Annotated in this window: 1 protein-coding gene; it reads right to left on the bottom strand. The window is 77.2% G+C overall.

The features are described from left to right. A partial coding sequence (locus tag VTU_RS0121650) for an SAF domain-containing protein (RefSeq protein WP_010108774.1) occupies positions 1 to 382 on the bottom strand: 382 nt, incomplete at both ends.

The raw sequence follows: 382 nt of genomic DNA, 5'->3' as shown, positions 1-382 counted from the left end.
GTTCTGGCGCAGGGCCTGGCCCGCGCGCAGTGGCCGGGCCGCGGTCTGCCCCACCCATAGATCGGGGTGGGCCAGCACCGGCGCGGACTCGCCGGCCCAATCGACCTGCGCCTGCGCGGCGTCGTCGGCGCCGAGGACGGCGCCGGGCGCCACGTCGCGCGTCAACACCCAGGCAGGACCCCAGGCCCGCACGAGCACCGGCAGGAACACATTCCACGTACCCGCTCCCGCCACGCAGCGCAGCCCCAGGCGCGTGCGCCCCCACAGGCGCGTGCCCACGGGCAGGTAGGGCTCGACCCGGGAGCAGGGGGCGAGCCGCAAACGCGGGTCCAGCGCGCCGATATCCACCTGCATGCGCAGCGGCCACGGCGCCGGCTGGCCG

The organism is Verminephrobacter aporrectodeae subsp. tuberculatae At4 (assembly GCF_000193225.1).
In the GTDB taxonomy this organism is placed as follows: domain Bacteria; phylum Pseudomonadota; class Gammaproteobacteria; order Burkholderiales; family Burkholderiaceae_C; genus Acidovorax; species Acidovorax aporrectodeae.
Note: the sequence above shows the minus strand (reverse complement) of the source record. Positions and strands in the feature narration are given on the sequence as shown.